The sequence below is a fragment of the Streptomyces sp. WM6378 genome (genome assembly GCF_001279695.1).
Classification (GTDB): domain Bacteria; phylum Actinomycetota; class Actinomycetes; order Streptomycetales; family Streptomycetaceae; genus Streptomyces.
In genome coordinates this window covers 1-19284 of the sequence record NZ_LGDD01000034.1, presented here as the reverse complement: position 1 = coordinate 19284, position 19284 = coordinate 1, and the positions used below count along the sequence as shown (strand labels likewise).

Genomic DNA, 19284 nt, shown 5'->3' with positions numbered 1-19284 from the left:
ACACCGCGTGCCGCCTCCTCACCACGAGCAACGAACTCATATCCCAGGTCGGCAGCCGCTGCGGCTTCCCCAACCCGGGAAATTTCGCCCGCGTCTTCAGGAAACACCTGGGCTGCTCACCTCTCCAGTACCGGCAGCGATCCCAGCCGGCCTGACGCTCCCCGTTGAGCTGGGCGTGGGTGAGCAGATCCCGCAGAACAGGGGCCGGCTGCGCGAGCGCGGTGCAAGTGCCGTTGCAATTTCCTGCGGTTCCGCGGGGCCCTTGCAAGGTCTCCTCGACCGCGGTGGCGGTGGCCAGCCCGGCAGCCCGGCTCAAGCAGGTGGCCGCCGACGCCCGCGAGCTGCTTCAGCAACTTAACGCCCGATTCCCTGCGGCGCCGTTCCGTCGCAGGCCCAGGTGCTCCGAACGATCCTGGTGTGCTCACACGGCAATGACGGGGCGCATTGAACTGCAGCCCGACCGAGCAGGAACACAGGGGATCTTCACCACGGCACGACTCCGCTCATGACAGCGAGCATCGCCGCGCTTCGACCATGCACCAACACCGCCTCGGTATCGCACCAATACCCGGGCGACATAAGTCGACTGTCCCGCCAACTACTGTGCGGGCATGGAGATACGCGAGCTGCGCTACTTCGTCGCCCTGGCCGAGGAACTGCACTTCGGCAGGGCCGCCCAGCGTCTTGAAATCGCCCAGCCGCCGCTGTCCCGCGCGATCGCCCGGCTCGAACGGCAGCTCGGCGTCGCACTGTTGGAGCGCACCACCCGCAAGGTCACGATCACCGAAGCCTGAGCCGTACTGCTGTCCGAGGCGCGCGCGATCCTCAGCGCGCTGGCCGCGGCCGAGCGGCGCACCCAGCAGGCTGCGCAACGGCGCCCCCGCCTCGTCCTCGCCGTGAAGTCCGGCGCCGCCGACGAGTGGCTGGCCAGACCGCTCGACGCCTACCGCGCGGAGCCCGGCGCGGCCATCGTCGATCTGCTCCTCTGTGAGGCCCACCAGCAACAGAAACTGCTGCAGGACGGCCAAGCCGACGTCGCTCTGCTGCACTCGCCGTTCGACTCAACGGCCGGACTCGATACCGAAACCCTGTACACCGAGGGGCAGGTCGCGGTCCTGCCCACCTCCCATCCACTCGCCGACCGCTCACGGATCCGGATGGCCGAGGTCACCGCGTTGCTGGAACTCCCGATGGCGCGCTGGCCCGGTCCCGGCGGCGGCTACCCGGAGGGACCGGGTCCAGAGGTACGGAACCTGACACAGCTCTTCCAACTGATCGCGCTCGGCCGTACCACCGCGATCATGCCCGCGTCCGTCGGCGCCGAACTGCGCCGGGATCTCACCGCAGTGCCGGTCCTGGATGCACCACCCGTGACGACCGTGATCGCCTGGCCGACGCAGAGCCGACTGCGCGCGGTTGCCGACCTGGTCCACCTGGCAACACGTCGTTGACCGGACCTGCCCCGCAGGCTGCCGCCCGCCCGTCGCCAGCGCGAGCGCCCCGAGGGGCCGTCACGCCAGCGGCTGGGGAAGCCGGGCCAGGGGCAGGCAGCGCAGACGTGCCCCGCCACATGACGAGGCCGGCCGGGGCGGGATCTGAATCGGGCCGCCTGGGCCGCGTGTGCGGTGTCCAGACGGCCCGGCGAGGGTTCAGGGGTTGACTATGTTCCAGCGTTCGGCGGGGATGTCCTGGCACTTGTAGAGGTTGACGGTGCCGTGGTCGGCGTCGGGGGCCAGCAGGCACAGGTGATTGGCTTCGTTGCGGTAGCGGATGCTTCCGTCGGGGTATGCCTCGGCGAGCCAGCGCTGGCCGGCTCCGGCGACGCCGCGGGCATCGTCGCACGTGTAGAGCAGGGCGGCTGTCTGAGTGGTGGCGTGGACGTCCTTGCTGCCCAGGCACTGGTTGGTACCGCTCAGGCTCTGAATGCGGACCAGGTTGTCGTCCCGGCTGATCCGCTGGATGTTCCAGCCGAAGTCCTGCCGCTCGTAGAACAGCCAGTAGATCCACCACCAGCGGGGCGGTGTGGGCTGGGTGTAGACGAAGGTCCCGGGGACGTTGCCGGCCCTGCGCAGCCGGCCGCCGAGCCAGGAAGATTCCAGGCGGACGTTGTCGCCGGTCGTCTGCCAGCTCGCGGGCGGGGACGCGGCGTTGTCCCACCAGAGCTGGGCGGCGTCCTGGGTGCAGGGCGCGGCGGTCACCGTAGTGCCGTTCGGGGCCAGGCAGAGTCCGGGGACGGCGACATTGCGCCAGCGCTGTGGTCCGCCGTTGTCGTCGTTCCAGGCCGGGGGGTCATCGAGGTGGGCGATGGTCCACTGCGCGCGCGGGTCGTCGCACTTGCCGGCGACGATCGGGGTGGAGGCGTCCCGGCGGGCGCTGGGCGCGATCGCGACGCAGTCTCCGGTGCCGACGTTCTGGAGGTAGTGGGTGAGCGCGTCGGTGGTGAACATCTGGAAGGTCTGGTTGCCGTTGTAGCGGGCGTCCCCGATGGTGATCGAGCGGTTCGGGTTCTCCTGCAGCAGGCCGCCGGTCGGAGAGGCCAGCACGCTGTGGAAGACGTGGGACGGGAGCGGCGCCCGCACGGGCGGCGGGGTGCGGGCGAACTCCACCGGCACATGGTCGGATCCGCCGCCCCTCGGGACGGTCGCGGTGAACCCTCCCGGCACGCCGCGCGTGATCGCGTAGTCCAGCTCGCTGGGGGTGTCGCCGCCGATGTACGTCGGCTGGCCGGTGCGCAGCAGGGCCTCGTCCGCGCGCAGGTGCAGCGACTGGTTGCGGGCCTCGTCATCGGAGCGGTGGAGGATGTTGACGTTGAAATCGCCGGCCAGGACCCAGTTCCGGCCGCGCTGGCCCGGGGTGCCCATGAAGTCGCGGACCTGGCCGAGCAGTCCTTGTACGTCCTCGCCGCGGGCGTGGGTGTTCCAGTACCAGGTGCTGCCGAACCGCAGACCGAGCAGCGGGCGCGCCCTGTAGCGGTTGTTGGGAGCGTTGGGGTCCGGGTTGTAGGCGGGGTTCTCCAGCACGTTGACCTGATCGGCCGGGGTGTCGGTGACGAAGGCGAGGTTCATCTGGCCGCCGTCCCAGGTGTCCAGGTTCGTGCCGGCGACCCGGCGCGGGTCGGTCTGCAGGAAGTACACGTACCGGTTGCTGCCGTTGGGGCCACCCGCCCAGGTCACCCGCTGGACGGAACTGGGCTGGGGGGAACGGTTGGGCGTGAGCCGGATCTGCTGGAACTCGGTCCGGTCGTTGTCGTGCGCCGGCAGCGGCGGCCCGGCACCCGCCTCCTGCAGCGCCACCAGCTGGTTGGTCGCGGCCAGCCGCTCGACCTCCGACGTCCAGCGTGAACCGTTGTCGGAGCCGTGCATGTTGTACGTGGCGAACGGCGAGGTGCCGTCGCCGTTGACGGCCCGCGCCGCGCTGGTGGCCGTGGCGATCCCCGCGCACGCCAGCAGGAACGCCGTCAGGAGGGACAGGTGTGTGCGTAATCGCCGGGCCCTGCCCGGCGGGTGGGTATCGGGGCCGATGCGCCAAAGAAGCCGATGAGCGTGCATCAACGTTCCCCTCGGTCGGGACACTTGAGAGCACAAGAGCCCAATGGCCGGCTGGGAGCCGGCCGTGGGGCCCGACGTCAGATGACGCCACTGAGGGGAACGGCTCCGGCCCCACAGCGGTTCACCGCATTCCCGCCATTCCCCACACGTCCGGCCGGCATCAGCCATTCACCGGAAGACCTGCGAGAACAACAGCAAACGTTTCGCGGTACGTACGGGGCGGTACTCCGACGTGGGCCTTGAACAGGGTCCGGAAGTTGGCCGGCGTGCCCAAGCCGCAGCGCCGTGCGACCGATTCCACCGTCATGTCGCTCGATTCCAGGAGCTCCCGTGCCAGGCCGAGCCGTGCGTCGAGCAGCCAACGCATGGGCGGTCGGGCCGTGTCGGCGGTGCGGCGCGGCGACCAGCAGACGTGCTCGCTGGTTCGCCAGTCGGGTGCCGTGATCGCGGCGGATGAGGTGCAGGCACAGATCGAGGCCGGCGGTGACGCCGCCGGAGGTCAGCACGTGGCTCGAACTGCGCGACATCCGACAGGTCGACGACATCGCCCTGGTATCCAGCACCGCCACCCTCACCGGTATCGGCCCCGATCCCGTCGTCTCCACCACCACGGAGATCCTCCGACGCCAGCCGGACGGCGGCTGGGCCCACCTGATGGACGACCCCTTCTTCGGCCAGCAGACCGTGCCCGGAAAACCGAGCTCTTCCGCTGCGGCCCCAGCCAGCTGATCGACCACAGAGGGGAGCTCTTCGGCCAGGAGGCGGTAGACGTCGTCGGTGTGGGTACGGCGACGGCGGTGAGCAGGGGCGGCTGGGGCGGCCCGGCGAGCGTGTAGGCGCGCGGGACGGGCAGGGCGCGCAGATCGAGGGACTCGCCGGCGATGGGCAGGTGACGCAGGGTCAGTTCATTGCGTTCATCGCGGTTGCGGGGGTGGACCAAGGCGAAGATCTCGTTGTTGTCGAGCACTCAGAAGACGAGGATGAGGGGCCAGCCACCCCAGGCGCGGTAGGGGTTCCAGGGCGGTGACCGCGAGGAGCCCGGAGTCCAGCAGTCGACTGCCCCGCCTGCGACCGTGCCTTCGCCGAGGTCCAGGGCGTCGGCGATCACCGTCCAGGAGGCGCTCGCGCCGTTGGCCAGCAGCGCCGAGACCACCAGCTTGTCCGTCTCATCCATCGTGCCGTCCCTTGAGCCCTGGTCTGATGGCCTGGCGTCGGATGCACCCGCGGTGACGATTGCCCGGCGACAGGCGGGCGTTGGGGGTCGCCACCACGAATCTGGCGAGCCGTTCCGCGGCCCGTCGGATCAACGCCTTTCGCGCCTTCCTCAACGACCCCGAACGCGGCGCGCTGCCAACGCTGTTCGCCGGGACGCAGGAGTACCCGAAGGTCAGCACGCCCTCCCGGGCTGCACGGCGCACCGAGACCGCGCTCAGGTTGTGGGAGGCGACCGCGAAACTGACGGGTGTGACGGCATGACCGGCATCCCGGAAGTCAGACGTCGGCCTTGTAGAGGTTGGTCTGACCGTCCGAAGCGGTGAGTCCGCCGTCCACGGGCAGGTGCACGCCGTTGACATACCGGGCGTCGCGACCGGCGAGGAACGCGATGGCGGCGGCAATCTCGGCGGGTTCGGCCGGCCGGCCCATCGGCACGCGGTCCGCGAAGCGCTCGTGCAGCGGAGTCCCCTCGGCGAGTGCCTCGCGCAGGAACTGGCTGCTGAGCGTCGCGCCGGGGTGTACGGCGTTGACCCGGATCTCCTTGCCGTGGTCCAGCGCCATGGAGTTGGTCAGAGTGACCAGCGCGCCCTTCGTCATGTTGTAGGCGGCCTGGTTCCACTCACCACGCAGCCCGGCCACGGACCCGACGTTGACGATGCAGCCCCGTACCGCCCGCAGATGGGGCAGTGCGGCCCGCGAGGCGAAGAAGACGCCGTCGATGTTGGTACGCGTCATGGTCCGGTAGCTGTCCAGGTCGATCTGGTCGACGGTGCCCGGGATCGCCACCGCGGCGTTGTTGACCAGGACGTCCAAGCGCCCGAACCTAGTCGCCACCCCGTCCATGGCCGCGGTGATCGCGTCGGGGTCCGACACGTCCGCCACCCAGGGGTGCATCTCCGCACCCTCCGGGTCCTCCTTGACGGTCTGCTGGAGTGACGCTTCCGTGCGGCCCACGAGCACCACGATGTACCCGTCGGCGGCGAACCGGTGCGCGGTCGCTGCTCCGATGCCGCTACCGGCCCCCGTAACAACAGCCACGGGGGTGCCCTCATGCTGGCTCACAAGCGTCTCCTTCTTGGTAACTACCTTGCCTGAACGGGGGGTTGTCTCCGCCTGTTCAGGCTAGGAAGATCGGCACAGCACCGTCTTGAACCACGGCGCCAGCCGGGTGGAACATCGGCGCCGGGTGTACACGGAGGGGGCGACTGTCGATGAGCAGCGCGGATGTGAAGGCCGATGTGCCGGGCGAGGCGCCCTCCGGGGATCCCGCACACCCCGCCACCGCGCCGCAACCGTTCGACGCCTTCCGCAGCGGCTGGGAGACGGAGATCGGCGACGGTTTCCCGCTGCCGACCTTCAGCCCGGCCACCGTGCGTGACTTCCGGGTCAAGAGCCGCGCCACCAAGGTGGGTGACGTCGCCATCACCGATCTCCACGGCGCATCGGCGATCCGGACCGAGGGCCCTCTGGACGGCGTCGAGGACCAGGTGCGGATGTACGTCGTGCGGCGCGGCTCCTGGAGCCTCGGCGCCCCGCTCGCCCAGGGTGAACAGACCGTATCCGCAGGGCAGTTCCTGCTCCGTCACATAGGAAAGCCCCTGCATTTCGAGACCGCCCCCGACACGACGGCGAAGGTCCTCGTCCTACCCTCCACCCTGCTCAAACCACTGCTCGGGGCACGGCAGAGCATCGCCGGCCCCGCGGACTCCGCCGAGGTGCGCCTGCTGGCAGCCCACTCGAACATGATCTACGAGACGGTCACCGGTCTGGGCCCGGCAGGCGTACAGGCCGCCCACGGCGCACTCATCGAACTGGTCAAGGCCGTGGCAAGGGGTGGCGTGGACGACGCGGAGCCCCAGCTGGCTTCCGCGCTCGCCCAGGCCGCCAAGGACCTCGCGGAGACCCACCTAGCCGACCCCGAGCTGTCAGGAACGATGCTGGCCCGCGAACTCAACGTCTCTGTACGGAACTTGCAGCGGGCCTTCGCCGCGACGGGAGAGTCGGTGACCGCCTACATCCGTCAGCGGCGGCTGGAGGAGGCGTGCCTCGCCCTCAGTGCACCGTCCGGGCGGCTGAGCGTCTCGGAACTGGCCGCGTACTGGCAGTTCGCGGACAGCAGCCACTTCATCCGCGCCTTCAAGAAGACTTACGGCCGCACACCCACCGAGTACGCCCGCTCGGCAGTCCCGGACTGAGCTCAGTCGTCGGGCTCCCCCGTCATACGTACGCGCAGACGCAGCCGGTCTCCCGGCCCGGCCGCGAGGAAGAGCACCTCGGCCGGCGTCTCGCCCGCCGCGCCGAACCAGTGGAGTTCGTGGGTGTCGAACTCGGCGGCGTCACCCGCGCCGAGGGTCAAGTCACGTCCAGACAGGACCAGTTGAACCTCGCCGACCAGTACGCACAGCCAGCCGTACCCGTCGTGCCGCCGCGGTGCGGGGCTCTGGTGCGGGGGCAGGATGAGCCGGTAGACCTGGATCCCGCCGACGTGGTGCGACAGGCGCTGCGCGGCGATGCCGCTGCGTCGTCGGGGTGACTGGACGACCGGGGGTTCACCCGCGTGCTGAGCAACCCCGAGCAGGTCCTCCAAAGGGGTCCGGTAGGCCGCCGCGAGCGGAACGAGCAGATCGAGCGAGGGGCTGCGCTTGCCGGCCTCCAGCCGCGACAGCGTGGAGACACCGATGCCGGTCAGCAGCGTGACGTGCTGAAGGGTCAGCTTCTCGGCGCGGCGGAGCGCGCGCAGCCTGGGGCCCAACTCGGCGAGAACCAGGTCCATTTGGTGCTGCTGGGGGATCACCGAAGCAGATTCCATGGCCGTAAGTTTTGCAGTTCTCGCAAGTTCGTGGACCCGGTTCGCCGACTCGGAAGACGATCGCGACCGACAGCGATTCATCGACTTCGGGTGGTGCGGCATGACCGGACAGCGATCCTCCGAGGACCGAATGAGGTTCTTCGTCGAACAGGTGCAGGAGCGGGGGCGGTTCGAGCTGATCGACGAGCTCGTACGCCCCGACTTCCGCAACCGGACCGCCGAACCGGGGCAGAGCCAGGGCCGGGAAGGGGTGCGCGAGGTCATGGCAGCCCTGCACGAGGCGTTCTCCGAACTGCGTGTCCAGATCGTGCACTGCGTCGCGACCGGAGATCTGGTGGCCACGCACAAGGTGTTCCGCGCCAGGCACACCGGCTCGTGGTTCGGTGTCCCGGCCTCCGGCCGGCAGGTCGAGTTCAGGGTGATGGACGTCGTGCGCTACGAGGACGGGCAGTGGGCCGAGCACTGGGCCGTCGCCGACGCGGTCGGTCTGCTGCGACAGACCGGCGCCCTGCACTGACCTTCTGGGCGCACTGCCTGTGGCGCCGATGTTCTGTCCAGCTGGCGCGGTGGTTCAAGCGCCTGCCACCTCAGGCTTCCTAGGCTCGACGACAACACAAGGAGTGAGCCATGAACACCGTTGCGCATACCGTGAAGTCGGCCGGGATCGGCCCGGTCCGGATCTCCCTCGCCGACTACGGATCCGGTCAGCCCTTCCTGCTGCTCCACGGCGGGGCAGGACCGCAGTCCGTCACCGGCTTCGCCGAGAAGTTCGCCGCCGCACACCAGGTGCGCGTACTCGTCCCGACCCACCCCGGTTTCGGCGGCACCGAGCGCCCCGAGCAGCTGGACTCCGTCACCGGACTGGCCACGCTCTACCAGGAGTTGCTCGACCAGCTGGACCTGGCCGACGTCACCGTCGTCGGCAACTCGATCGGCGGCTGGATCACCGCGGAGATCGCACTGCTGAAGTCCCCGCGGGTGAGCGGCATCGTCCTGATCGACGCGGTGGGCATCGAGGTGCCCGGCCACCCCGTGGCCGACTTCTTCTCCCTGACCATGGACGAGATCTTCCGGCTCAGCTTCCATCACCCCGAGAAGTTCCTCATCGACCCCGCGACCCTGCCCCCGGCAGCCCAGGCGATCGCCGCGGGAAACCGGGCCGCGATCGCCACGTACGCAGGCTCCGCCATGGCCGACCCCACCCTCCTCATGCGCCTCGGGACGCTTGAGATCCCCACCCTCGTGCTGTGGGGCGAGAGCGACGGGATCGTCGACGCCGAATACGGACGCGCCTACGCCGCCGCGATACCGATGGCCCGCTTCCGACTCCTCCCCGAGACCGGGCATTCCCCCCAGCTGGAGACCCCCGACCTGGTCGTCCACGCGATCTGGGACAGCGCGGACACGGACTTCTCCGTCTTCGCCCGCTAGCCCACCACCCACCCGCTCCCCCGCTCGCCGAAGGGTCCACAACCATGCCGAAGACCGCGGTCACCCGCATCACCCACAGCTGCCACCTGATAGAGATCGGCGGCCGAACCTTCCTTACCGACCCCTGGTTCAGCACCCGGCCCGGCTATTACCAGGGCGAGCCGATCGCCCTCTCCGTCGCCGATCTGCCAAGGCTCGACGGCGTACTCATCAGCCATGAGCACTACGACCACTGCGACCTCGACGCCTTCGCCGCCTACCGCGACCGCTCGGTCCCGCTGTTCGTCGCCGAGACCGTCGTCGGCCCCGCCCGCCGACACGGCTTCACCGACGTCACCGCCCTCGCCCCGTGGAAACAGGTCGAGTTGGGCGGCGTCACCATCACCGCGACGCCCGCCCGACACGGCGTGTACGAAGTCACCTTCGTCCTGCGCGCCGGCTCGGACGCGGTGTACTTCGCCGGAGACACCATGCTCATCCCCGAGCTCACCGAGATCCCCAAGCGGCTCGGCCACATCACCCTCGCCCTGCTGCCCACCAACGGGCTGCGCATCCGGCCTGCCAACAACCTCCAAGTCGTCATGAACGCCGACGAGGCCGCCGAACTGACCGCGCTCCTGCGCCCCGAACTGGCCGTCCCCCACCACTACGCCTTCACGAAGGGCTTCCTCGGCGACCGGCTGATCGCCGACAGCGACAAGAACCCGCTGCGCTACCAGCGCGCTTCGCGGGACCTGGCCCCCGAAACCAGCGTCCGCATCGTCGACCCCGGCATCCGCGTCGAGCTCTGAGCCCGCCCGCCCCCAGGAGCGCAGCCATGATCGAGCAAGTCTCTCCGTTCGCCCCTGCCGCGAAGCCGCCCGGGGCGAAGCGACAAGTGAGTCAGAAGACCAGTGTCAGCGTCGTGTTCGTGGCGGCGATGTTCATGAACATCATGGACATCACCATCGTGAACGTGGCCCTGCCGGCGATCGGCCGCCAATTCGCGGTCACCGAAGCCTCGTTGGACGCGGTCGCAACCGGATACCTGGTCAGCCTGGCGGTGTTCATCCCCGCCGCCGGCTACCTGGGCGACCGCTTCGGACCCAAGCGCATCCTGCTGATCGCCATAGGGGTGTTCACCGTCGCCTCGGTGCTCTGCGGCCTGGCAGACACCCTCGGAGCCCTAGTGGCGTACCGGGTACTGCAAGGCGCGGGCGGCGGCATGATGACCCCGGTCGGCATGGCCATGCTCTACCGCGCATTCCCTCCGCACGAGAGGTTGCGCGCCTCCTCGATCCTGACGATCCCCACGGCGGTGGCCCCGGCGCTCGGCCCGGTGCTCGGCGGCGCGCTGGTGACCGGCCTGACCTGACGCTGGGTGTTCTTCGTCAACCTCTTCATCGGCATCGCCGCCATCGCCTTCGGCACGCTCTTCCTCCAGGAACAGCGCCAGCCGCACCCCAGCCGATTCGACCTGACCGGATTCGTGCTGTCCGGGGTGGGATTCGCCGCCGTGATGTACGGCATCAGCCAAGGCCCCGGCATCGGCTGGACGCACGCTCAGATCTTCGGCAGCATCACCGTCGGCGCAGCGGTCCTGGCACTGCTCGTACGAGTCGAACTACGCGCCAGCGCGCCTCTGTTGAGGCTGCGTCTGCTCGGCAACCAGCTGTTCCGCTCGACGAACACGGCGATGGCCGTCGGGACGGCAGCGTTCCTCGGCGCACTGTTCATCGTCCCGCTCTTCTTCCAGCTGGGCCTGGGCCTCACCGCGTTGCAGTCCGGGCTCAACACCCTGCCCGAGGCAGTCGGCGTGCTGCTCGGCGCCCAGCTCGGCTCCCGCATCCTCTACCGCCGGCTCGGCCCCCGACGGCTCATCTCCCTCGGACTGGCCGGAGTGGCAGTCACCATCGCGCTGATGACGCTCATCGACTCACGCGGCGACCTGTCGTGGATGAGGCTGCTCATGCTAGGGATGGGCCTTTCCATGGGGCAGGTCGTCATCTCCACCCAGACTGCGACGTTCGCCACCATCTCCCCGGCGGACACCAGCCACGCCTCATCGCTGTTCTCGATGTCCCGCCAACTCGGCAGCGCCTCCGGCATCGCCCTGCTTGCCACCGTGTTCGCCGCCGTCGGCACCACCCACACGGTCGCCGGCCTCTCCACGCCGAACCTCTCCGCGTACCACGTCGCGTTCCTCACCGCCGCGCTCCTGGCCGTCGTGGCCGTCCTGCCCGCGCTGACGGTCAAGGACGCCGACGCGGCGAGCGGCACCCCGCCACCGCGGTCGGCGTAACCCTCCTCCTGCCGGCGGGGATCAGGGAGCAATGAGGACGGTCTTGCCGGGCAGCCTCCCCGCGCCGGAGTCCTGATGCACAGCACTCGTACCACGCCGGCCGTGTCGACCCGGGACCGGGGACCGGCCGCTCGACGTCCTCGTAACGCAGGACCTCACTGCTGCCGAAGGCGTGGTATCGCACTGTCTTCATGGCACTTTCCTCCAAGAGCTGTGGCAGGCGCTGCTGACCGTCGTCATCGCACTTCCGGTGGCTCTCGACCGCCAGCTGCAACGAGATGCCGGCATCTCCAACTTCGAGTACGGCGTCCTGGCCAGGCTCTCCATGTCCGACGGGGCAACGATGCGGCTCAGCGACCTGGCCCGGGACTGCGACAGCACTCAGCCCCGGCTGTCGAAGGTGATGGACCGCTTCGAAGCCCGCGACTGGGTCGCCCGCAGGACCGAACCCGCCAACGGCCGGTTCACCCTCGCCACACTGGCCGACACCGGCCGGCATAAGCTCGTCGCGAGCGCTCCGGATCACGTCGCGCAGGTGAAGCGCCTCGTGTTCGACCCGCTCAGCGCCGTCACCTCGGCACCGCGCTCACCCGCATCGCCGCCACCGTGCGCCAAGAACTCGACGGACGGTGAGCGCGACGCCCTGAGGTTCCGGATGGTTCGGCTCGGCCGATCGATGCGCTCGGAAACTCGCGATTGTTCCCCGGCCGGTCCGGCACGAGGCTCAAGGCGTTCACACAACTCCCGGGGAGCAGTGACGAAGGAGAGGTCCGATGACCATCCCCTCAATCGCAGAAAGCCCCCGTCGTCGACGAGACGTCGGAGCGTGACCCGGATCTGGTCTCCGCCGGCGGCAGCTGGACGTGGTCCGTGTGCGGCCGGAACTTCGTGGTGGCCGTCACCGAGCTCGCACCGGGTGACCGTCTCACGAAGCACCAACTGCCCGACGAGTACGTACTGCTCGTCCAGGACGACGCCGTGGTGGAGGCGGAGCACGGCAGTCGGGCACCTGCGTCGGTGACCGAGCCTGCGCTCGTCGTCGTACCGGCCGGCACGAGCACGGTGCGTGCGGCGTCGGCGACGACGGTGGCGCGGGTGTTCATGGCCCGCTGCGACGAGCAGATGAAACAGGCCGTCAACCACGGCGCCACGGCAGACCTGCGAGCCGCACCGCTGCCGGAGACCACCGAGTCCGGCCAGGACGTGATCCGGATCCATCGCCTGCGTGACGTACCCGACGGGGAAGGGCGCCTCGGCCGGATCTTCCGTACGGCGTCGCTGATGGTGAACCGGTTTCCGGTGCACGAGGGGCCGCGCGACACCGAACGGCTCTCGCCCCATTCCCACCAGGACTTCGAGCAGATGTCGGTGACCCTCCCCGGGCGCTACGCCCACCACCTCAGGGCCCCTTGGACCCCTCGGATGAGTGAGTGGCGCGACGACGCGCACGTCCAGGTCAACAGCCCCTCGATGACGCTGATCCCGCCGGCCGTCGTTCACACCATCCGCGCCGTGGGAGCAGGACCGCACACGCTCATCGACGTGTTCGCCCCTCCGCGCGAGGACTTCCACCCCGACCTATCAGCGTTCCGAGGGTCGAGCCGCCGACGCAATCCCGGGCCCGAACTCCCTCGGAACGGCCATGCCGACGAATTCACCGCCCTCCAGGACCCCACGGGCACCTGCACCCTCTGGTTCTGTGTCAGCGATCCCGGACCCGGACCCTCCCGCTGGGCCCAGGTCCTGCTGGGCCCGCAGTTCGACGGAAGCGCCTGACCATGAATGGCTCCGCCCCACAGCGTCGTACGGACCCATGTGCACGGTGCATCGGTCGGCTGGCCGGAAGACAGCTCGACACCTCACCCCGGCATCACCAAGCTGAGGGCGGAACCCAGGAAAGCGGAATTCGCGCATGCGATCCCCCGGGCACCTGGGACTTCGTGCCCCGGGATCGATGAGCAGCAGTTTCACTCGCTGATCTTCCAACGACGCATCCGGAGAGGCTCCATGTCCATCCGACGCAGATTGTTCGCGTTCGTCACGGCGGTGCTGGCGATCCTGGCCATCGCCCTGGCCGGCGCGCCTGCGCAGGCCGCAGGCTTCAGTCCGATCAATGTCTGGAACTCCAGCCACTGTCTCGACAACGCCACCGAGAACGACGCCAGGCTCCAGATGTGGTCGTGCACCGGCGGCTCCGAACAGAAATGGCTTGAGGGGTTCAACACCCAGACCGGTCTGTTCACCTTCACCAACCAGCACACGGGGCGGTGCATCACCGCTCCCGCTGCGGGGTCGGGGACGGTCGGGATGGGGTTCTGCAACGCCGCCGCGACCGCCCAGCAGTGGCGCGTGTTCTTCGCGGACAACCCCAACGGGCCGCCCTCGGGCTGGTACCAGGTGTGGCAGAACGTGTCGAGCGGGCTCTGCCTGTCGACGCCCAGCGTGCGCAACGGCACCCTTGTGCAGACGACTCCCTGCGATCCCTCTGACCAGTACGACAGGTGGCACCAGCAATAACCACCGTCCCATCGGGGCCGGGCAGACTCCCGGCCCCGACTTCCACCCGCGTTACATCTCGAAGCCTCTACCGGCCTCCGGAGGCCGGTAGATGGGCGCCGCTCTTCCACAGGGCTCATGACGGTGGCACAGCCGTTGCCGACGGGCCGCGGTGGCCCGTGATGTCACCGATGAGGGCTATGCCTTGGCCGTACCAACCAAATGGCGCCGCGTAAGTTCGACCGCCTGCCACCGGAGCGTCGCGGACCGGCCCAGCCCCGGCCAGGCATAGTCAGGTCCTGCTCGCACAGCGGATCGACGTCCACGTCGAGCCGCGTCCCACTCACCTCGGGCCGTATCGCGAGCTCATGCGCCCCTTCACGGCAAAGAATTGATCCAACGTCATCATTCGTCCCTGTTCGCCACCTCATGACCAGCAATGACGTCGCGAACGGCGCTATTCGGCCATTCATTGCGGGCTATGCACCCGGTCCGGAAAATGGGTCCTTCTGGGTCAGCAGGATCCTGCACAACAGAGCCCTGCGTCGCCGCGCAGTCCGGGTCGCAGTTCCTCCTGTGCACCGAACCGCGCTCTGTTGCAGGAGCGTGGGCGGCGGCGATACGGGAAGGGTCCTCCGATCCGTGCGTTCCGGCCGCGCCGCTCTGGCCAGGCCAAGAGGGGGCCGTCGAGTTCTTGGCCGCGAGCAGGCAAGTGAACCGGCGCGTGCCGGAAGGACGCCACTGGCCACGTCCGGCCGGTGGAGACGCAACTAGCCGCGGACTCCGACACTCACATGCCACAACTCCCCGGCCCCGGCTGCCGTCGGCAGCCATCCGTGCCCGTGGGGAGGGAGCACTCTGGTCCTTGCACGTCACTGACGGATTTCATCTGCTGCAGAACCTCAGCCAGGCCGTCGAGAAGTGCATCGCCGCCCACCGCGACGACCTGCACGGACCCGACCTGCCCGTCACACGGGGAGGCAGAGAGCGACGACGTGCGCGCCGCCAGTCCCGTACCGATCCCGCTGCCGACCGGGCTGCGTGCGGAGCGTCGACGTACTCACCACGCCATGGTGCACGGACTGTTGAACGAGGGCATGAGCCTGCGAGCCATAGCACGCCACCCGGGCTGGGGCCAGCACACCGTCCAGAGGTACGCCCGCGCGGCCCGCTGGCAGGACACCGTTACCGGCCGCCACACCCGGACCAGCCATCTCGACGTCCACCGGTTCTACCTGCAACGACGCATCGACGAGACCGGCAGAAGGATCTCCATCAAGGAACTACGCAGGGAACTCGCCGAGTATGGCCGACCAGTCCCGTACACCACCTTGCGTGATTGGGCCCGTACCCGCCTGCAATGGACCGATGCCCCGGCACCGGCTGCTGCGGCACCATCGGTGCGCATGGTCGTCGGCTGGATCACCCGGCATCCGGACCGCTCACCCAAGACGAGGCTCAGCAGCTCAAGGCCGTGCAGGTTGCCTGTCCGGCACTGGAGCAGACCCACCAACTGGTCCGCGATTCCGGGGAGATGCTCACCACGCGTACCAGCGCCCGGCTACCGGACTGGATCGACGCCGCCTGCGCTGTGGCACTGCCCGGCATCACCGGCTTCGCCCGTGGACTGAGCTCCGACCTGGAGGCCGTGGTCGCCGGACCGACCCTGCACTGGAGTTCTGGAGGAACCGAGGGCGCCGCGGCACGCATCAAGAAGATCAAAATGCAGCTGTACGGACGCGCCGGATTCGCACTGCTCCGCAAGATGATCCTGCTCCAGGGACCCTCCACGACCGGTCCCCAAGATCGGTGCCAGAGCCACAGCGGGCCCCAACCGGGGCGGCTCGCGCTGGCTCCGCCACGCGTTCGAGGGCGGTTAGAAGTGGCCCCATCCTGGCCATCTCCGCAGCTCGGGAGCGGGGCCATTTGAAGACCCAGGGCAGCGCCTCTGAGGCGGAATCGGTGATACCGCACGATCCTCTCGCCGACCTCATGAAGGCCGGACTGTGCCGCACCGGGGCCGCCTGATCCACACGCGCGGCTCTCCTGCCGACTTCATCTCCGCAGTCAGCCGACACCAGCTCCCCCGGCCCGCCGGTGTCTCGGTGTCCGACAATCCGAGCTCCGCGAATACCGCACTCTTCGTGATCGCAGTACTGCTGGACCAGGCGATCGCCTTGCCCGGGATCTTGACTCTGCCCGCACCTGCACAGGTGAGCCTGGTCACGTCGCTCTCGGCAACTACTAGGCACGGTCGTTGGCGACAAACTGCCACCTGCGCCCGGAAAACCGGTGTCGATGCCGGGGTCGATACGGTCGTGGGCCGTATCAGGAGCGGTTGGCACGGGGCTGGGTCCGGGCTAACGATGTGCCCTGCCGTGTAGTGCCGCCGGTGCCACACGTCCCGGCAATGCCCCCCCCTCCGACGTGGGCATGCGAAATCCCGATCCGGTCCCGCCACGGCTTGGCTGCGCAACCCGAGCGCAAGGAAGAAGGTGCCCCATGTCCAGCGTCGCCCTGCTCGCCCGTCCTGGGCTCGGTACCGCGTCGGCCGCAGCAGTCGGCCGGACGATGGCCTTCCTGGACTACTTCGCCGGCGTCTTCACCCTGCTCTCGCTGACCGCTGTGGTCGCATGCGGGCTCGCCGCCACCGACCGGCTGGTGTTGACCCCCCGACTGCGGGTGGCCGTGCAGTCGGTGCACCGGGCGAGCGCCGTGGCGGCGCTCGGCTTCCTCGCCATCCACATCGCCGTCAAGGTCGTCGAGCGGCACGCCGCTCCGCAGACCGCGGTGGTCCCCTTCACGGGCGGCACCGCCCTCGCAGCGAGCCTGGGCACCATCGCCGCCGACCTGCTCGTCCTGATCACGGCCACCGGCGTGCTCCGCGGCCACTTCGCCGGCCGCCGCCCCTGGCTGTGGCGGGTGCTGCACTCGACGGCATACGTCTGCTGGCCGATCTCCCTGGCGCACGGGCTGACGGCGGGGCGCAAGGCGCACGCGTGGGTGCTCTGGGGCTACGGCCTGTGCGCGGCCCTGGTGGCACTCGCACTGCTGGTCCGTTCCCTTTCCCATCTGGGCCGCCACCGGACGCGGAGCCGACGTCGGCGCGACGCCAAGGCATACCGGCCCGCTGCCGTCCACCCAGCCGCGCTGTCCGCACTGTCCACGCGCTCCCCGCGCCCCACGACCGGCGCCCGCCCGATCGCCTGGCCCGCAGCACCGACAACGGCGGCCCTCCGATCCGCTCAGAGTAACGGCGTACCCAAACAGCCGAAGCACGCCAGGCGACCAGGGCCCCGGCCGCTCCGCCTGGCCCAACCCGGAAGCAGCGAATGAAGAACGCCCCGCTGAAGCTGCCCGAGGTGCGCTGGGTGGATCCGGGCCGGCTGACCGCCGGCCTCGACCGTCATCAGCGCATGGACCTCTCCACCCACACCCATGTCCACCCGCCACTCCCCGAATCGGACCAGGAGGATCTGCTCGCCCTCGCCGAGGCCGTCGGACTGTCCGGCCGCGGCGGCGCCGGCTTCCCGTTCGCCCGCAAAGCCCGGGCCACGCTCGCCGCCGCCGACCGCACTGGCACAGCGCCGGTCATCGTGGTGAACGGCGCGGAGGGCGAACCGGCCAGTGTCAAGGACAAGATGCTGCTCGCCCGTGTGCCGCACCTGGTACTGGACGGCGCCTGCCTGGCCGCGGCGGCGTTCGACGCCGCGGAGATCGTGATCGGCGTCGCCGCGGGCAGCCCCGGCGAGATATCGGTCCCGGCCGCCCTTGCCGAGCGTGAACTTCCCTGCCCGGCCCGGACCGTATCGCTGCCCGAACGCTTCGTCTCCGGCGAATCCGGGGCCCTGATCCGGGGCATCAACGGTCTGCCGGTGACACCGGCGCCGCTCAAGGCCCGGGCGGCCGACGGCGCAGCGGGCGGGGTGCGCCGCCGCCCAACTCTGCTCTCCAACGCCGAGACCTGGGCCCAACTCGCCATCGCGGCCCGGCTCGGACCCGACGCCTATACCGCCGTCGGCACCGCCGCCGAGCCCGGCACGATCCTGCTCACCGTCAACCGGCCAGGCGCCGATCCGCTCGTCGTCGAAGTTCCGACCGGCACCCAGCTGGGCCCGGTACTGGACGCCTGTGGCCTCCAGCCAGGCGCCGGAGTGCTGGTGGGCGGCTATCACGGCGCCTGGCTTCGCCCATCGGAGGCCGCCGACGCTCCGCTCTCCCGCGCCGGTCTCGCCGCCCTCGGCGGGACCCTCGGTGCGGGCGCGATCATCGCGCTCCCCGACGACACCTGCCCGCTCGGCGAGACCGCCCAGGTAGCGGCCTGGCTGGCGGCCGAGTCCGCCGGCCAGTGCGGACCGTGCAAACGCGGCCTGCCCGAAGCCGCTGAGGCGCTTGCCATGCTGGCCGCCGGTGCTGTCGAGCCCGCGGTGCTGGAAGACGGCCGGCGAGCCCTCGGCGCGGCCCAGGCCGGCGGCGCATGCTCGCACCCGGACGGCACGGCCCGCTTCCTGCTCACCGCGCTGGACGTCTTCTCCGAGGACGTCGACGCCCACCTGTCCGGCCCCGGCTGCGGCCGACCCGTACGCGGAGTACTGCCCCTCCCACCCGCGAAGGGCGCCCGGCTCGAGGTGGACTGGTCCCGCTGCACCGGCCATGGTCTGTGCGCCGTGCTAGCCCCCGGCCTCATCCGCCTCGGCCCGCACGGCTACCCCACCTCCGCCACGATCCCGGTCGCCCCCTGGCAGGAACACGACGCCCGCCGCGCCGTCAACCAGTGCCCGGCCCTGGCAATGCGTCTCCGCCGTCCCGTATGACGCCCCCTAGGAGTTGTCGTCAAAGTGTCACGCCCACATCAGGAGTGATGCGAGGGTGACGGCTGCCTGGTAGGACTCGGCGGTCTTGTCGTAGCGGGTCGCGATGCCACGCCATTGCTTCAGCTGCTTCAGCCGGTTGAAGCACCGCTCAAGGAGCAAGCCATAATGCCAGCATAGGCGACTCTGTGGCGGGGAATGTCCCGGTCGTAGGGGTGGACGGCTTGCTCCGGGCCGCTGCTGTCGTGCGGCAGTTGCGGGAGAGGCAGGCCGCTCAGGAGGAGGGCGGTGAGTCGGGATGGACGAATGCGTCGTCGCTGAGCTCCCCAGATCCCGCAGTGGGGAGCCGTTCCGGAGCTGAATCGTCGGCTGGCGGTGCGCCTGCTGGCGGCTCTGGCCGCGCGGGTGGTGACCTTCCCGGTCGCGACGGGCGGGGTGATCCCGGTGAGCGTGATGACGGCCGCGCCGTGGGAACGGGTTAAGGGCAAGGTCCAGCCGTGGCACCGCGACCGCCTCGCGGTGATCTATATCCGGCAATCGACGCCCCAGCAGGTCGTGGACCATGGTGAGTCGACCCGGCTGCAGTACGGAGGGTTTTCCAACCTCACGTCGTGGCGTGGTGAAGGACGACGACGGCCTTGACGATGTCGGTGATGCGGTTGGTGCTGCAGCGGAGCTTGTGCAGTAGGCGCC

18 protein-coding genes and 4 pseudogenes are annotated in these 19284 nt (G+C 69.6%); 15 read left to right on the top strand and 7 right to left on the bottom strand.

All coding sequences use genetic code 11. The annotated features are described in order from the left end of the window. Together ADK54_RS48710 and ADK54_RS05660 are read left to right on the top strand one after the other, a co-directional pair. On the top strand, window positions 1–155 hold a 155-nt coding region (locus tag ADK54_RS48710), incomplete at its 5' end, for a helix-turn-helix domain-containing protein (protein WP_159047640.1). Window positions 156–611: 456 nt separating this feature from the next. Next, a pseudogene (locus tag ADK54_RS05660) lies at window positions 612–1451 on the top strand (LysR family transcriptional regulator). Window positions 1452–1649: 198 nt separating this feature from the next. Here the strand turns inward: ADK54_RS05660 and ADK54_RS05655 are convergent. Both ADK54_RS05655 and ADK54_RS47275 read right to left on the bottom strand, forming a co-directional pair. After that, window positions 1650–3548, bottom strand: coding sequence for a ricin-type beta-trefoil lectin domain protein (locus ADK54_RS05655; RefSeq protein ID WP_234391937.1), 1899 nt, complete (start codon window positions 3546–3548; stop codon window positions 1650–1652). Window positions 3549–3708: 160 nt separating this feature from the next. Then, window positions 3709–3915, bottom strand: coding sequence for a helix-turn-helix domain-containing protein (locus tag ADK54_RS47275; protein ID WP_234391936.1), 207 nt, complete (start codon window positions 3913–3915; stop codon window positions 3709–3711). A gap of 116 nt (window positions 3916–4031) precedes the next feature. Between ADK54_RS47275 and ADK54_RS05650 the strand changes: the two genes are divergently transcribed. Next, entirely contained in the window at window positions 4032–4277 is a 246-nt protein-coding gene (locus ADK54_RS05650) for a hypothetical protein (protein WP_053724406.1), read from the top strand. Window positions 4278–4515: 238 nt separating this feature from the next. Here the strand turns inward: ADK54_RS05650 and ADK54_RS05645 are convergent, their stop codons facing one another. Beyond that, on the bottom strand, window positions 4516–4722 hold the full coding sequence (locus tag ADK54_RS05645) for an AsnC family protein (protein WP_053724405.1): 207 nt from the start codon (window positions 4720–4722) through the stop codon (window positions 4516–4518). A gap of 59 nt (window positions 4723–4781) precedes the next feature. Between ADK54_RS05645 and ADK54_RS05640 the strand changes: the two genes are divergently transcribed. Further along, entirely contained in the window at window positions 4782–5024 is a 243-nt protein-coding gene (locus ADK54_RS05640; protein WP_159047639.1) for a hypothetical protein, read from the top strand. Window positions 5025–5039: 15 nt separating this feature from the next. On the opposite strand, the gene ADK54_RS05635 is transcribed toward ADK54_RS05640, so the two are convergent. Continuing rightward, a complete protein-coding gene (locus ADK54_RS05635; protein WP_053724403.1) occupies window positions 5040–5825 on the bottom strand; it encodes an SDR family NAD(P)-dependent oxidoreductase in 786 nt (261 codons plus the stop codon). A gap of 149 nt (window positions 5826–5974) precedes the next feature. Here ADK54_RS05635 and ADK54_RS45705 point away from each other — a divergent pair, with 149 nt between their 5' ends. Next, window positions 5975–6958, top strand: coding sequence for a helix-turn-helix domain-containing protein (locus ADK54_RS45705; RefSeq protein WP_159047638.1), 984 nt, complete (start codon window positions 5975–5977; stop codon window positions 6956–6958). Window positions 6959–6960: 2 nt separating this feature from the next. Here ADK54_RS45705 and ADK54_RS05625 read toward each other — a convergent pair whose 3' ends face one another. Then, on the bottom strand, window positions 6961–7572 hold the full coding sequence (locus tag ADK54_RS05625) for a helix-turn-helix domain-containing protein (protein WP_159047637.1): 612 nt from the start codon (window positions 7570–7572) through the stop codon (window positions 6961–6963). A 100-nt stretch (window positions 7573–7672) separates the two neighbouring features. On the opposite strand from ADK54_RS05625, the gene ADK54_RS05620 reads away from it, so the two are divergent. The 9 genes and pseudogenes from ADK54_RS05620 to ADK54_RS05580 all read left to right on the top strand — a co-directional run bounded on the left by ADK54_RS05620 (window position 7673) and on the right by ADK54_RS05580 (window position 18594). Next, window positions 7673–8089 (top strand): ester cyclase, encoded by a 417-nt coding sequence (locus tag ADK54_RS05620; RefSeq protein ID WP_053724401.1) that lies wholly within the window; start codon window positions 7673–7675, stop codon window positions 8087–8089. A gap of 110 nt (window positions 8090–8199) precedes the next feature. Continuing rightward, entirely contained in the window at window positions 8200–9003 is an 804-nt protein-coding gene (locus ADK54_RS05615; RefSeq protein WP_053724400.1) for an alpha/beta fold hydrolase, read from the top strand. A 44-nt stretch (window positions 9004–9047) separates the two neighbouring features. Further along, window positions 9048–9794, top strand: coding sequence for an MBL fold metallo-hydrolase (locus ADK54_RS05610; protein ID WP_053724399.1), 747 nt, complete (start codon window positions 9048–9050; stop codon window positions 9792–9794). A gap of 26 nt (window positions 9795–9820) precedes the next feature. Further along, window positions 9821–11284 (top strand): annotated as a pseudogene (locus ADK54_RS42950) (DHA2 family efflux MFS transporter permease subunit). Window positions 11285–12154: 870 nt separating this feature from the next. Then, window positions 12155–13060: a hypothetical protein gene (locus tag ADK54_RS05595; protein WP_053724396.1), complete on the top strand. Its 906-nt coding sequence runs from the start codon at window positions 12155–12157 to the stop codon at window positions 13058–13060. 231 nt (window positions 13061–13291) lie between these two features. Further along, entirely contained in the window at window positions 13292–13801 is a 510-nt protein-coding gene (locus ADK54_RS05590) for an RICIN domain-containing protein (protein ID WP_053724395.1), read from the top strand. 1339 nt (window positions 13802–15140) lie between these two features. Continuing rightward, window positions 15141–15710, top strand: coding sequence for a transposase (locus ADK54_RS44660; protein ID WP_107090464.1), 570 nt, complete (start codon window positions 15141–15143; stop codon window positions 15708–15710). Between the two features lie 572 nt (window positions 15711–16282). After that, window positions 16283–17116 carry a hypothetical protein gene (locus tag ADK54_RS05585; protein ID WP_053724394.1) on the top strand — a complete coding sequence of 278 codons (834 nt, stop codon included), beginning with the start codon at window positions 16283–16285 and terminating at the stop codon, window positions 17114–17116. Beyond that, entirely contained in the window at window positions 17113–18594 is a 1482-nt protein-coding gene (locus ADK54_RS05580; protein ID WP_053724393.1) for an NADH-quinone oxidoreductase subunit NuoF family protein, read from the top strand. Before ADK54_RS05585 ends, ADK54_RS05580 begins: the two co-directional genes overlap by 4 nt. A 27-nt stretch (window positions 18595–18621) precedes the next feature. Here the strand turns inward: ADK54_RS05580 and ADK54_RS45700 are convergent. Further along, window positions 18622–18747 (bottom strand): annotated as a pseudogene (locus ADK54_RS45700) (IS5/IS1182 family transposase); the annotation flags it as partial. Window positions 18748–18966: 219 nt separating this feature from the next. Here ADK54_RS45700 and ADK54_RS42935 point away from each other — a divergent pair. Continuing rightward, a complete protein-coding gene (locus ADK54_RS42935) occupies window positions 18967–19233 on the top strand; it encodes a hypothetical protein (RefSeq protein ID WP_078966143.1) in 267 nt (88 codons plus the stop codon). On the opposite strand, the pseudogene ADK54_RS44655 reads toward ADK54_RS42935, so the two are convergent. After that, window positions 19196–19284, bottom strand: a pseudogene (locus ADK54_RS44655) (IS5/IS1182 family transposase); the annotation flags it as partial. The gene ADK54_RS42935 and the pseudogene ADK54_RS44655 sit on opposite strands and share 38 nt — an antisense overlap.

Bases quoted from the DNA above. Each gene is read 5' to 3' on its own strand.
- ADK54_RS05620 (WP_053724401.1), top strand. From the start codon at position 7,673: ATGACCGGACAGCGATCCTCCGAGGACCGAATGAGGTTCTTCGTCGAA.
- ADK54_RS05590 (WP_053724395.1), top strand. From the start codon at position 13,292: ATGTCCATCCGACGCAGATTGTTCGCGTTCGTCACGGCGGTGCTGGCG.
- ADK54_RS05610 (WP_053724399.1), top strand. From the start codon at position 9,048: ATGCCGAAGACCGCGGTCACCCGCATCACCCACAGCTGCCACCTGATA.
- ADK54_RS45705 (WP_159047638.1), top strand. From the start codon at position 5,975: ATGAGCAGCGCGGATGTGAAGGCCGATGTGCCGGGCGAGGCGCCCTCC.
- ADK54_RS05615 (WP_053724400.1), top strand. From the start codon at position 8,200: ATGAACACCGTTGCGCATACCGTGAAGTCGGCCGGGATCGGCCCGGTC.
- ADK54_RS47275 (WP_234391936.1), bottom strand. From the start codon at position 3,915: ATGCGTTGGCTGCTCGACGCACGGCTCGGCCTGGCACGGGAGCTCCTG.
- ADK54_RS05655 (WP_234391937.1), bottom strand. From the start codon at position 3,548: ATGCACGCTCATCGGCTTCTTTGGCGCATCGGCCCCGATACCCACCCG.
- ADK54_RS05585 (WP_053724394.1), top strand. From the start codon at position 16,283: ATGTCCAGCGTCGCCCTGCTCGCCCGTCCTGGGCTCGGTACCGCGTCG.
- ADK54_RS44660 (WP_107090464.1), top strand. From the start codon at position 15,141: ATGGACCGATGCCCCGGCACCGGCTGCTGCGGCACCATCGGTGCGCAT.
- ADK54_RS05580 (WP_053724393.1), top strand. From the start codon at position 17,113: ATGAAGAACGCCCCGCTGAAGCTGCCCGAGGTGCGCTGGGTGGATCCG.
- ADK54_RS05625 (WP_159047637.1), bottom strand. From the start codon at position 7,572: ATGGAATCTGCTTCGGTGATCCCCCAGCAGCACCAAATGGACCTGGTT.
- ADK54_RS05645 (WP_053724405.1), bottom strand. From the start codon at position 4,722: ATGGATGAGACGGACAAGCTGGTGGTCTCGGCGCTGCTGGCCAACGGC.